This is a genomic window from Methanosarcina sp. WH1, from assembly GCF_000970005.1.
GTDB lineage: Archaea > Halobacteriota > Methanosarcinia > Methanosarcinales > Methanosarcinaceae > Methanosarcina.
In genome coordinates this window covers 3,327,978-3,340,978 of sequence record NZ_CP009504.1, presented here as the reverse complement: position 1 = coordinate 3,340,978, position 13,001 = coordinate 3,327,978, and the positions used below count along the sequence as shown (strand labels likewise).

General features: G+C 46.3%; 12 protein-coding genes. 1 reads left to right on the top strand and 11 read right to left on the bottom strand.

Features of this window, described 5'->3' with window-relative positions; all coding sequences use genetic code 11:
* Window positions 1-9 precede the first annotated feature (9 nt).
* The 5 genes from MSWH1_RS14700 to MSWH1_RS14675 form a co-directional block, all read right to left on the bottom strand.
* The gene (locus MSWH1_RS14700) at window positions 10-390 is read right to left on the bottom strand and encodes a 50S ribosomal protein L18e (protein ID WP_048130647.1); all 381 of its coding nucleotides are present in this window, start codon (window positions 388-390) and stop codon (window positions 10-12) included.
* A 170-nt stretch (window positions 391-560) separates the two neighbouring features.
* On the bottom strand, window positions 561-1,085 hold the full coding sequence (locus MSWH1_RS14695; protein WP_048129697.1) for a DUF2240 family protein: 525 nt from the start codon (window positions 1,083-1,085) through the stop codon (window positions 561-563).
* A 327-nt stretch (window positions 1,086-1,412) separates the two neighbouring features.
* Complete coding sequence (gene serA / locus MSWH1_RS14690; RefSeq protein WP_048129696.1) at window positions 1,413-2,984, bottom strand: phosphoglycerate dehydrogenase; 1,572 nt, start codon at window positions 2,982-2,984, stop codon at window positions 1,413-1,415.
* A 361-nt stretch (window positions 2,985-3,345) separates the two neighbouring features.
* Window positions 3,346-4,215, bottom strand: a complete 870-nt coding sequence (locus MSWH1_RS14680) for an RPA family protein (RefSeq protein WP_048129694.1) — start codon at window positions 4,213-4,215, stop codon at window positions 3,346-3,348.
* Window positions 4,208-5,569, bottom strand: coding sequence for a Single-stranded DNA binding protein (locus MSWH1_RS14675; protein WP_048130643.1), 1,362 nt, complete (start codon window positions 5,567-5,569; stop codon window positions 4,208-4,210). Before MSWH1_RS14675 ends, MSWH1_RS14680 begins: the two co-directional genes overlap by 8 nt.
* A 383-nt stretch (window positions 5,570-5,952) precedes the next feature.
* On the opposite strand from MSWH1_RS14675, the gene MSWH1_RS14670 reads away from it, so the two are divergent.
* Entirely contained in the window at window positions 5,953-7,074 is a 1,122-nt protein-coding gene (locus MSWH1_RS14670; protein ID WP_048129693.1) for a nitrous oxide reductase family maturation protein NosD, read from the top strand.
* 122 nt (window positions 7,075-7,196) lie between these two features.
* Here MSWH1_RS14670 and MSWH1_RS14665 read toward each other — a convergent pair whose 3' ends face one another.
* The 6 genes from MSWH1_RS14665 to hemC form a co-directional block, all read right to left on the bottom strand.
* Window positions 7,197-8,912 carry a glutamate--tRNA ligase gene (locus MSWH1_RS14665; RefSeq protein WP_048129692.1) on the bottom strand — a complete coding sequence of 572 codons (1,716 nt, stop codon included), beginning with the start codon at window positions 8,910-8,912 and terminating at the stop codon, window positions 7,197-7,199.
* A 238-nt stretch (window positions 8,913-9,150) separates the two neighbouring features.
* The gene (locus MSWH1_RS14660) at window positions 9,151-9,456 is read right to left on the bottom strand and encodes a hypothetical protein (RefSeq protein ID WP_048129691.1); all 306 of its coding nucleotides are present in this window, start codon (window positions 9,454-9,456) and stop codon (window positions 9,151-9,153) included.
* Window positions 9,456-10,190 carry a fumarylacetoacetate hydrolase family protein gene (locus MSWH1_RS14655; RefSeq protein WP_048129690.1) on the bottom strand — a complete coding sequence of 245 codons (735 nt, stop codon included), beginning with the start codon at window positions 10,188-10,190 and terminating at the stop codon, window positions 9,456-9,458. Before MSWH1_RS14655 ends, MSWH1_RS14660 begins: the two co-directional genes overlap by 1 nt.
* A 77-nt stretch (window positions 10,191-10,267) precedes the next feature.
* The gene (locus tag MSWH1_RS14650; RefSeq protein ID WP_048129689.1) at window positions 10,268-11,047 is read right to left on the bottom strand and encodes a dihydroorotate dehydrogenase electron transfer subunit; all 780 of its coding nucleotides are present in this window, start codon (window positions 11,045-11,047) and stop codon (window positions 10,268-10,270) included.
* Window positions 11,048-11,086: 39 nt separating this feature from the next.
* Window positions 11,087-11,992: a dihydroorotate dehydrogenase gene (locus MSWH1_RS14645; RefSeq protein WP_048129688.1), complete on the bottom strand. Its 906-nt coding sequence runs from the start codon at window positions 11,990-11,992 to the stop codon at window positions 11,087-11,089.
* A gap of 38 nt (window positions 11,993-12,030) precedes the next feature.
* Window positions 12,031-12,984 (bottom strand): hydroxymethylbilane synthase, encoded by a 954-nt coding sequence (gene hemC, locus MSWH1_RS14640; protein WP_048129687.1) that lies wholly within the window; start codon window positions 12,982-12,984, stop codon window positions 12,031-12,033.
* Window positions 12,985-13,001 lie beyond the last annotated feature (17 nt).

Here is a 13,001-nt window from a genome sequence, read left to right as displayed (position 1 = left end):
TTCGTCACCTCAGCGGAAAATCCGGATACCGGACCCTTTTGGATTTGCTTCCATGATCTCTTCGAGACTCAGGCACTTGCCGCCAACTTCAGTGATTCTTTCAACTGCTGATTCGCTGAATGTTAAAGCCGCAACAGTTACAGGATGATCAAGGAGACCTGCGCCCAGGACTTTTCCGGGGATAAGCAGGACATCACCTTCATTAGTGTGCCTGTTGATCTTGCTTATATTCACAGCCGCATAGTTTCTGGACGGCGCCTCAAGACGTTTCGCAATATCCTTCCAGATGGGGGCAGAATCTACATTTGCCCCATCTTTCAGGGTAAGAATCAGGGAAACGATTCTTGGATTCGTTTTTCTTGTTAGTTTTACCAGTGATTTTTTACCCAATGTATGTTCCTCCGCAAGATCTGTATGAATCTCACTCACGCGGAAAAAATTCCCTATCGCGTTCGAACATCGCTATAGCTGCCGTAGCTATGAAGCTCGGGGCAGCAAATTAAAGATCAAGCGATTAGTCGGATTGGTATGATGTGAATAACATTTCTAGTACATAAAGATTATGCGTAATCGGAAGAGCCAAGAACAACCCTGGAAACCTTTCCAAGTATTACTTCTATGTCGCATCCGAACTTTCTTGCCACAATAAGTGCCACTATCCGGATATCCACAAGATAAGCAAGTCGGTCCTGCATGGAATTGATTTCGGAAACAAGCCGTTGTCTGTTCACTCCCGTATCCGCGGAAACGAAGTCAAGAATCTGTTCTAAGGATATTTCTTCCCTGTGGCGCCTTGCAGAAGAGTTGCCGGTTTTTCCGGGTTTCTCTTTGAGTTCGAGAAAATTTTCTGGTGGCTTAAAAGCATGGGGAAGTCGGACACTCTCAACATCAAAACAGGGTAAAAGTGCACCGTCCTTAAGGGAAAGCAGGCCTGCTTCAAGGGCGCGGCTCTTTACTTCAGAAGCAATCTTTGGGGAAAACCATTTCAGGTCAAAGGCAAGGGAAAATTCAAAGTCTTTTTCCGGGAGAGAGCCTGCAAGATTTTTCTTAAAAGGAGCAGAAACAACACGTTTAAGTTCTTCCATTCACGAACCTCGAAAAATAACTGCGCTGGGAAAGGGCAGTATAGTATAATGTAAATAAGTCCCACTGGATTCAATGTATAAATAAGTCTCACTGGATTCAATGTATAAATAAGTCCTACAGGATTCAATGTATAAATAAGTCTCACTGGATTCAATGTATAAATAAGTCCTACAGGATTCAATGTATAAATAAGTCTCACTGGATTCAATTTCACATTTGAAGAAATCCCTTGTAAAAGTAAATTTCTCCGGCACAGAGATCATATTTAAGTCTGTACCGAAGTGAAATGTTTTTCAGAATATCTGTTACTGCAATTTACTGCGAATTCAGAGAGTCACAAGCTTTGCATTGATGATCCCGGGGACCTGCCTGACCTCTTCAAGGATTGCATCAGAGACATCGGTATCCACATTAAGAACCATCATAGTCACGCCTCCGACTTTCGCCCTTCCGACCTGCATGCCTGAAATGTTGATGTTGTTTTTACCAAGAACCATACAGCATGGTCCGATAACGTTTGGCTTGTTAATGTGCTTGGCAAAGATCATACGGCCTGCGGGGAAGATGTCTACATAGTCCTCGTCAACGGAAACAATCTTAGGCTCGTCTCCAACAACAGTTCCGGTAACCAGTTTCGCCGTTTCTCCGCTGGTGAGCCTGATACTGACAGTTGAAGAATATTCTTCTGCGGATTCAGACTTGCTTTCAACTACTGCGATCTTTCTGGACTTCGCAAGAGTAGGAGCGTTGACATAATTTACCCCGGAACCAAGAGCCATTTCAAGCAGCCCTTTAAGAGCAGAGACTGTAAGGGGCCTGGTATCTTTTCCGGAGATTTCCCCATTGTATGCGATTTCTACCTTTTCGTAATTGCCGTCTACAAGCTGTCCTGCGATTTTACCCATGAGCTCTGAGAGCCTTATGTATGGAGCAAGGACTGCCATAGCTTCGGGCTTCACTGAGGGAATATTGATTGCATTCTTTGCAAGCCCACCGGTAAGGACAGAAACAACTTCTTTGGCAATATCGATTGCTACATTAACCTGAGCTTCCTGTGTGGAGGCACCGAGGTGAGGAGTTACGATTACATTGTCAAAGTTAAGGAGAGGGCTGTCAAAAGGAGGCTCTTCGACAAAAACGTCCAGTGCTGCCCCGCCGACCTTGCCGCTTTCAAGAGCTTTTGTCAGGGCTTCTTCACTGATGATTCCGCCGCGGGCGCAGTTGAGGATCCTTACTCCTTTCTTCATGAGAGCAAACTGCTCGTCATCGAGGATATTTCTGGTCTCTTTGATAAGTGGAGTGTGCACTGTGATGTAGTCAGCCTCTTTTGCGATTTCATTAACCGTAGCCAGCTTGACTCCGAGTTCGACAGCCCGCTTCTCAGAAATGAAAGGGTCATAACCCATAAGGTTCATTTCAAGCCCTGAAGCCCTCTTTGCAACCTCAGACCCGATCCTTCCAAGCCCTACAATTCCAAGGGTCTTGCCCTTTACCTCGATACCCGTGAACTTGTTGCGCTTCCATTCTCTGGATTTTAGGGAAGCGTTGGCCTGGGGGATATTCCTGGACATTGACATCATCATAGCAATTGTGTGCTCTGCTGCCGAGATCATGTTTCCTTCGGGAGCATTAGCTACAATGATTCCTTTCTTTGTGGCTGCATCCACATCGATATTATCGACTCCGACTCCCGCCCTTCCAATAATTTTCAGGTTGTCGGCAGCTTCGATGACTCTCTGAGTGACCTGAGTGCCGCTGCGTATTACAAGGGCATCGTATGCCCCGATCTTTTCCACCAGCTCATTTTCGGAAAGGCCGGTGTTGACGTCAACAGTAAAGTGCTCTTTTAGAATCTCCAAACCTTCATTGGAGAGTGAGTCGCTGACCAATACTTTCATGTTAATTTCTCCAGATAAATACGAAAAACGTGAGATGCTAAATTTTAACAAAGAATACCAATCAACTTAATCACACTTAAGCGTTATCACATGTTTTTAGAGGTAAGATTTACACATTCCCGAGGTTTATTGAAGTTTAAAACTATTATATTTGAAACGATTATATTTGAACTTATTATATTTGAAACGATTATATTTGAACTTATTAAATTTGAAACTATTATATTTGAACTTATTAAATTTGAGACTATTATATTTGAACTTATTAAATTTGAAACTATTATATTTGAACTTATTAATTTTGAAACTATTAAGTATGAGACAGTACAGTCTGAGGCAGTTAAAGTTCCACTCCGTAAGATTAACCTACAAGTCTTATAATCCCGATCTTTGGCTCGTAACACTGCCCTCCCGCAAGAAGGGAACGGACAACTTCTTCTACGAACTCTTCAGGAACACCTCTTGAAACCGCAGAATCTACAAAAGTAGCGTAATCAACTCCCCTACCTCCGCCAATTTCCTTTAGTAGTTCGAGTACGAATTCCTTCTGGTCAGCCTTGGCTCCTGCAGGACCTTCGGATTCAAAGTTAAGAGCCTTTAGCCCTTCTCTGATATATGCACTGAGCTGTCTTGCAAATTCCTGAGGGGCGCGGTCCCTTTCAAGGGCAATGGAAATCCCTTCCGCAAGCTCTTCGGAAATTCCTCTCTCAAGCAGATATTCCCTGAGGGTTTCTCCATGATATCCACTTGCAAGAGCATCCGAAAAAGCCTCGAGCCTGTCAACGGTCTGTTCTGCAGTATCCACAACCCACCTATTGCGGATCTCTTCGTCTACAACGTTTGCCTCTTCTGCCCGGATTGAGATAAAAACAGAGCCAGGTTCGGGTTCGTAAATACGGGCTTTTCCGGTAAGGGCTATGAAAGCAGGGACCTGAACCGTTGAAAAGAAAATGGAAGCATCAGGCTGGTACTGCCCTGCATATACTGTAAAAGCTCCCGTAGGGTCAACTATCCGGGCTTTCCACATTTCGTTTTGCGTACCTATGCTGTCGAGTTCGGTAAGCACGCCAACTGCAAAGACACGGTTGAGAATAAGCCCCAGAGGGCTGATAAGCAGGTTAGGGGATTTCGAATCAACTATTTCGGACGAGGACCTTGCCGATTTCTCAAGCTCCCTACAGGCTTCAAATTCCTTCGCAAAAATTCTTTTTGCAATTTCTCTCTTAAGCAAGGCGTATCTCTCCCCCGGAAACCTCTAAATCCGTTTCCTCTTCATCCTTCCCGAGTCTGTGTAATAATTCAACAACTCGAACAGCGAGGTCATCTTCAGGCACCCAGGCACTTTCTGCAACAAAAGAAACCCCATACTCTCCCTTTGAAGCATTCCCGCGTACTGCAAGGTAGCGGCCGGTAAGAATCCTTCTCAGGTCTTCATAGACCGCATCTTTAGAAATATCAGAAAACATGAGCTGTTCGGCTTCCTCAAGGGACTTCCCGTAGATCGTTTCTGCAAGTTCCCTTGGAAACATGACGGACATTGCCCCTGTCCCGTCATCCAGCACAGCCTTAATCCGCATGTCCCTTACGCCTTCCACCTTGCCATGCGCCCTGCAATTTGATTTCTGAATCACGCGGCTGCACTCCGGACAGCGGGAAATTATCCCTGAACCCGGTCGGACGGATACAACATTTCCTGCTGCAACTATATCGAACATATTGTCTCTTGAGTCTATTTCTTCTATTTTTAAAGGGACAGGGTCTTTTGCTGCAGACTCGAAAGTAAAAGCAAGCTTTTCAGCTTCTTCAGGCCCAACTGATGAGACTTTAGTGCTGCTGAGGATATTGATCGAAGGCATTCCTCTGAACATGCGGACCTGGGCTCCTTCTATCCGGATTGTACTTCCTATGTCAATGCCCGGAAGTTCAACCCAGGCACTGAAAGGTAATCTTGCTGTCTCATCCGCAAGCACGCCGGAAATCACTTTAGACTGCTTGCCCCTTATCAGAACTTCCCTGTGAGAAAGCTGAAGTACACAGGCTGTGGTTCCTACGGAAAAATCCACAGCGCCTATGTCAATCAATTTTTTTGCAGGGCTTTTGGAAAGTTCGGAAAGCTGAGGGAGGGGAGAATCCGGAACTATGGATACCAGAGACTGTTTTCCTATAGAAAGCCTTATTCTGTTCTGCCAGAGGCGAGTATAGGCATTCCTGATATTGATTACATCTCCGGTTGAACCTGGAAGTTCTTTCCAGGAGGAAAACATGACTGAACCCGTTTCATCTGCAAGAACCCCGGTATATAGTCTGGAAGGCCCCTCCTGAGCTCCTTCCTGAGGGTGGATTGCCTTTTCCCCTATATCCAGGATTCTGCCTGTTATTCCAAAATTTTTCAGAGAGGTTGAAAGGTCTTTTACCTTCAGGACTTTCCTTGTTCCCCCAAACTTTCGGAGGATACTTTCCTTTGCAACCTCCGGAGGTACGCGAAAAGCAAGAAGTTTATCGAATTCTGCCCGGATGCCACTCTTTTCAATGTCTCCAAGCGCCCTGGTTAGCTCTTCAAGTTGGGGCGCAATTTTTTTGTCCATTTTAAGCCTCCATTCGAGACAATAATAAAACAATTCAGATATAAGGATTTTAGGTTTTGCTTTATGGCCGCAGTCATTTACAACTGCAGGCATTTACAGGTAGTCAGGTTTCAGGACTTTATACTTTTGGATTTCACTTTCATAATCTTTTAGATCCTACTTTTCAAGAACAATTGTTTAGAACTTGTGGTTCCAAAGATATATCTTTTCAGGACAAAATTGTTTTCTTAACAAAACATTGAAAGAATCAGCTCTGAAAAATAAACAAGATTCATTCCGGAAAAACAGATAAAATTCGAAAAAAAGAAAATTAACGGTTTTTAATGCGATAAAAACGAATGAAAAAACCATAAAGAAATGGAAGAGTAAATGAGGAACTAAAGATGGAAAGAGTAAAAGAAAAGAATTTACAGGTATTTATTATAGTAGCGGTTGCGTTTATTCTGGCAGTCATATGCACATGTTCTTTCGCTTCCGCAGCAAATTTAAGGGTAGACCCTGCAGCAGAAGGGGGCTATACCACAATACAGGCTGCAGTAGACGCCGCAAAAGAAGGAGATACTATTTTTGTAAACCAGGGAACTTATGTTGAAAACCTTATAATCGACAGGCAGGTGAGGATCTGGTCGGACTCGAGAAACCCTGAGAATACGATTGTGAAGGCAGCTGACCCTACAGAAAGTGCCGTGGAGATAACTGCGGACAGGGCAACTTTCAGTGGGTTTGGGGTAGAGGATTCGGATAAAGCAGGGATTTTGCTGACAGGAGTCAATAACTGCTATATCAACAATAACAGAGCCAGAAACTCAGAATACGGGATTCTGCTGCAGGATGCAGGAACCAACAACATAAACGGCAACATCCTAACCCTGAACGAAATCGGGATCAGGCTCGAAGGTTCAAACTCAAATACGATTCAGGACAACCTCGTTGCTTACAACTATGGTTTCGGAATCTCCCTTGAAGAGAGCAGCAAGAACATTATTTATAATAACTACTTCAAAAATGCCGAAAATGTCGAAGAAAACACCGTAAACGCAGACAATGCCTGGCAGAGCACTCTCTCAACCAAAAGTAACCTTGTCAGGGGTCCGTATATTGGCGGAAATTTCTGGGCAAACCCTGAAGGCACGGGTTACAGTGAAACCTGCGTGGATGGAAACAGTAACGGAATTTGTGATTCCGCATACGAGGTCACTGGTGGTGGGTCCGATAAATCTCCTCTTTTCCCGAAAGTTCCAGGTGCTGTCACAACCCTTGAAAACAAACTGGATGCTGGAGCTTATGATCAGGGCCTGGCAGACAGAGAAGGCACAGGAAATGAGACTGAATCCCCTCTGGAGGGAGTAACGGAGGAAGAAACCGAAGGAACAACAGAACCTGCAGGTGAAGGAGAGGAAACTTCCGAAACCGGGGCTCCAGAAGAAAACGGAGCTCCCGGACCAGGCCTTGCATTTACGTTTCTGGCGGCAGGAGCAGCTTATATCCTAAAGCGGAAAAGATAAAAGTAATCTAAAATAGAAAAAAGGAGAGGAAGCAGAAGGGACAGTTTTCTTCCCTTCTTTTTTCCTTGATTATTGCGGGTAAAACTTACCCTTAATTATTTGTGGGCAAAACTTACCCTTAATTATTTGTGGGTAAAATAAGCCACAACTTTTTCTTTGCTTACGGTATCAATTCTGCAGAAGCCGAAACGTTCGAACTGGACTATTTTATCAAGTTCGGTTGCAATCCCGTGTTCTCCGATTCCTTCGATATCTCCTTCTGGGCCGCGCACTTTCACAGGGATTCCGTCAACAGGAGCCCAGTGGATTATTTTTGCTTTTGCTTTTTTAAGGGTTTCAAGAGAAACATCAGAGCGTTTTGCCTGCAGCGGGGAAAGGGAAGTGATTTCGATATTGCAGAACTCTTTTAAGCGGATGATGGAACCTACTTCCAGCTTTTCGACATCATCTTTACAGACAAGTACCTTATTTTCTACAGCAATTTCCCTTACACCTCTTGCATGATCAGTGGGGTGGAGCGGAAGTTTAGCAACTGAAGGTTCCATGCCTGCAATTTCCAGTTCTACCGGGTCCCAGACAAAGAAGTACCTGTTTGCACTTGGATCCACGATTTTACGGTTTTCGGCGTAAAGAGACTCCATGCTTATACTTACGTCAGTCATCCCAACTCCCATTTCTATCATGAACTTTTTGAGAGCTTCAGCCCTTATCCCACGGCGACGGATTGCCCGGATTGTTGGTAGGCGGGGGTCATCCCAGCCGCTGTATTCTCCGGCTTCAATGGATTTGCGCAGGGTGCTTGTGCTGAACTTCCCAAACTCATGGATCTTTACTCGACCCCAGTGAGTTGTTTTTGGGTACGTCCATCCGAAGTATTTGTAGATGTAACCCTGCCGCTTTTCGCTGTCTATAAGGTCTTTGCCCCGGATGATGTGGGTCATGCCGAGTTCATGGTCCTCGATAGCGCCTGCAAAGTCCAGGAGAGGCCAGACAACGTACTTGGTTCCGATTTCAGGGCGGGGATGAGACATTTTTCTTATCCTGAATGCCCCCCAGTCCCTCAGAGCAGGATCCTTATGTTCGATGTCTGTCTTGATCCTCAGCACAGCCTGCTGGTCTTCATATTCCCCGGCAAGCATCTTTTCCCAGTGCATGAGGTTTTCTTCAGGGCTAGTGTTCCTGTGCGGGCAGGCTTGCTTTGCGTCCTTTAACTTTTTGAAGTCTCCCCCTTTACAGAAACAGACATAGGCTTTGCCCATCTCAATTAGCTTTTTTGCATAATCGTAATAGATAGGGAAATGGTCAGAGGCATAGACAACCTGGTCAGGTACAACTCCGAGCCATTTGAAGTCGTCCAGATACCAGGGATAGGCTTCAAGCATGGGGCGCTTTATATCAGGGTCGGTATCGTCAAAACGCAGGATAAACTTGCCTTGATAGATCTTTACGTACTCGGAATTGACTACCATGCCCCTTGAACTGCCCAGGGTCGCGGGCCCGTTGGGGTTAGGGGCAAAGCGCATTACGACTTTCCCGGTTTCTGCCCCTTCGAGGGGTTTTAAACCCTTGTCCGGCTCTTTCTTTACACTCAGGGCTTCTATGAGCTCAGGAGCAATTTCCGACAGCCGGGCTTCCCAGGCTTCGGGGTTTCCATTAGCAATTTCAGAAGCAATGGCTTCAAGTGCCGCAGAGACAGCTCCGGGATTGGCCCTTAGCTGGGGGTACTCTCCCATTACCTTGCCCATTACGGCTTTGGGCTGGGGGGCTTTCCCGTATTTCACAGCATTTTGAAGGGCATATTTTTCTATTGATTTAAGATCTTCAGGACTTAAGGTCATAGAAGTTTCTCCAAAAATAAACATGGATTAAATCTTAATTGACTGAGATGAGAATATTACTCAAGTTAAACTGAATGGATAAACCCGCAAAAGGGAGAATCCATAAGATGCGTTGAATCCGATGATTGAAGAAAAAACATGTAAATAGGATTATAAAAAGTCACCGAAGCCACGAACTTATGAGGAAAGGCTCAATAGTAACAAAGCACATTCTGAAGTCTTTCAAAGATAAAAGCCTTTATTTCGGAATTGAGGCTTCAATTTCCCGGATTCGAGACATTTTCTCATTGATTGTACATAGATCCCGCTCAAAGTCCTGCAGGAATTTAGGGACAGCATCCCCTGGCACAGCCCCCTGAGCTGAAGGCTTGATAAGATTTGCCTGCTCAAGGACTCTAAGGGAATAACGTACCTTATGGTTCTGCATCCCGGTAACTTCTGCAAGTTTAAGGATTCCTATGGGACCTTCTTCAATTACCTTTTTGAGCACAATCAGGTGGCGCTCTGTAAGGTCAAGTTCAGTTCCAATATGCTCAAGAAGCATCAGACAACCTCGTTTCTAAGTGTTCCGATTCCCTGGACCTCAACTTCCACGGTATCTCCTCTGTGCAGTTCTCCTACTCCAGGGGGTGTTCCGGTAGCGATTACATCCCCTACTTCCAGGGTCATAATCTCGCTGATGAATTCAATAAGATAAGGAATATCAAACATCAGGTTTGAGGTACTTGATGCCTGTCTGGTTTCCCCGTTTACCCTGCAGGAAATCTTCGCATCAGTAACATCAATTTCTTCTGTAGAGACTATATAAGGCCCGAATGCCGCAAAGGTATCGAAACTCTTTGCCCTTGTCCACTGCCCGTCTTTTTGCTGGAGATCACGGGCAGTCACATCATTAAAACAGGTATAGCCTGCAATCACGTCCTCGGCTTTTTCGGCGGGAATATTCTTGCAGCGCTTTCCGATTACGACTGCGAGTTCGGCTTCATAGTCCACCCGCGAACTGGATGCAGGGTAGATGATCTTATCTCCATGCCCTATAACTGCAGATGGGGGCTTTAGAAAAATAATAGGGTTTTCAGGGATTTCCATGGAAAGCTCGTCAGCATGGTCTTTATAGTTCAGGCCAACACAGACGATTTTAGAAGGGAATGAAGGGGGTAGAACACGAAGTTCCGAAAGTTCAAATGCTCCGGCAGAGATACCTCCACTGGGATACACCCGCCCATCTTCGATTTCACCATAAAAAACGACATCCCCTGACCTGAACCTTCCAATCATAGCTTTGCCTTCCTCATCCTGTTTTCACGGAGCCAGTTACCTGCTCTCTTTCATTTTTGAAAAGGATATATCGAAACTTAAATTTTAACTCTTCGCCCACTGGCATCCCGCGAGTAGTTTCCGAGTTCCGAACCAATAAGTTGAACTCCGGAAAATACAGGCCCATCCTTACAGACCCGAAGCCCGGACTTGTCTATACAGCATGCCCCGCAGACGCCGATGCCGCATTTAAAATAGCGGTGGAGGCTGAACTCTGCCTTTTCAAGGACCTGAAGCTCTTCAAAGAGCCTGAATACCGAAGCCATCATTATTTCAGGACCACAGACTGCAATTCTGTCATAGGCTGCAACATCAAGGTTTTTGAGGACATCGGTCACAAACCCTTTAACGCCTTTTGAACCGTCATCAGTTGAGATATAAATCTTTCCGAGGGCTTCGAACCGCCCTTCAAATAGCAGGTCTTCGGCACTCCGTGCCCCAAGAATGGTATGTACCTCAGCGCCTGCAGCAAAGGCTGCCTCAGCATAAGGGGATAAGGGAGCAGCACCGACCCCACCGGCTATAACAAGGACTTTTTCGCCTCTAACAGGAAGGGTAAAGCCCTTTCCGAAAGGCCCTCTGAGCCCGAAGGAGTCGCCTTCTTTTAACTCAAAGAGCTTTGAGGTCGCCTCGCCCACCTTCTGGACAGTTATGGAATTATTTCTGGAAAGGCCCATAGGAATCTCGTCCACGCCCCTGATCCAGACCATTACAAACTGGCCTGGTTCCATATCCTCAAACCTGTGGTCAAAGAAAAAAGTCCTGACCAGAGGAGTTTCTTCAGTTATCTGTGTTATTATAGCATTAAGAGGAAGCATCAGACCATCTCTGTGTTATTATAGCATTAAAAGGAAGCATCAGATCATCTCATGGGCAAGCCCTATAATTTTCTTTATATCCGAATAACCTTTCCTCGTGAGGAAGGCTTCTATTCCCGTCCCGATTTCAGAGAAGATATCCACTCTGTCATATACCGCAGACCCGATCTGGACAGCTGCAGCTCCTGCCATTAACATTTCCGCAGCGTCTTCCCAGGAAGAAACTCCTCCTACCCCAATCACCGGAATTTCCAGGGCAGTGTAGAGGTCGTAAACGCATTTGATAGCTACGGGCTTGACAGCTTTTCCGGAAAGCCCTCCTGAACGGTTTCCAAGCACCGGATATCCGGATTCAATGTCAATAGCCATTCCCTTTAAAGTATTGATTGCAACAACAGCGTCCGCACCCCCGGATTCGGCTGCAGTTCCAATGGATTTAATGTCTGCAACATTGGGAGTCAGCTTAACCCAGACAGGAACGTTAACAACATCCTTCACCGCCGCTGTAACTGCTTCTACCAGGCAGGGGTTTGAACCGACTGCGGCTCCGTATCCTTCAGCGTGAGGGCAGCTTACATTCAGTTCAAAGGCATCAGGATTTGCAGGAAGCAGTCCTTCGGCAACTTCAGCAAACTCCGAAGGAGTGCCCCCGAAAATGCTTGCAATTACCGGAACTGCAGAGTTATTTTTTGCAAACTCGAGCTCCTGCAGGAAGCCGGGATAGGAAGGGTTCGGAAGCCCCATGGCATTTAAAAACCCGCAGTCCAGCCTAACCATGCTGGGGTTGATGTGTCCGGTTTTTGGGGCGGGACCTATGGATTTGGTCACAACTGCACCCGCTCCTCCTTCACGCGCAACCCTGCAGAGGGAAGCGCCGGTTGTCCCGAGCACTCCGGCTGCAAGAATGGTCGGGTTTTTTAATTCAAGTCCGGTGAGAGTATACATTACATAACTCCATATCCTGCTCGCAGGCAGTCTCTGTATCAATAATCGTATGAACTTTCCGTACCGCATGCATCTCTGGAGATCTGAAGGAGCGCTTCTTCAGCCAGCCTCCTACCCCCCATCTCCACAAGCCTGTGCCCCAGTTCCCTGGCTTTCTCGATACCTCCAAGCATCGGGATAGACTCCTCAACCCGAACAACTTCTCTGCCGTCCAGGGAAAGGACTTCAGCCAGAACATGAATTTCTTTCTTATCAGGTTTAAGCTCGGCATAGGAACCAATAGGGGTTGTACACCCACCTTCGAGTTCGGAGATAAGGATACGTTCGAGTTCGGTAACAATCCGGCTCTCGGTATGGTCAAGTTTGGAAACCGCAGCTTCAGCCTCAGTGCCTGCCCTCGTCACCACTGCAACCGTACCCTGGTTCGGGGAAGGGCAGAAAAATTCAGGGGAAAGGATTTCTCCTTCAAGGTCCCAGCCCATACGCTCAAGCCCTGCTTTTGCTAGCAGGATACCGTCATACTGCCCTTCTTTAAGCTTCCTGAGCCTGGTGTCAATATTGCCCCGGAGCTCCTGAGTAATAAGGTCAGGCCTGTAACGCCGGATCTGGGCAGCCCTTCTCAGGGAGCTGGTGCCTATAATAGACTGTTCAGGCAGTTCGTCAAGAGTAGTCCCGTCGTACGTGAGCAGGAAATCAAATGGAGTGTCACGCTCCAGAATTGCAACAGTGGGAATCGCCTGTGGACGGATTGTGGGCATGTCCTTCATCGAGTGGACAGCAATATCGATCTCTCCTGCAAGCATGACATCGTCAAGTTCCCGGACAAAAGCCCCGACTCCTCCGGATACGGCATGCAGAGGGCGGTCAGTAAACCGGTCTCCGCTGGTTTTTATAATCTTTATACTGGTTTCAACGCCCCGCTCCTCAAGCAGGCGCGCAACATTCTTGGTCTGGGCAAGCGCAAGCTGGCTGCCCCGGGTACCTATTATCATTTGGAATCCTCAAACGT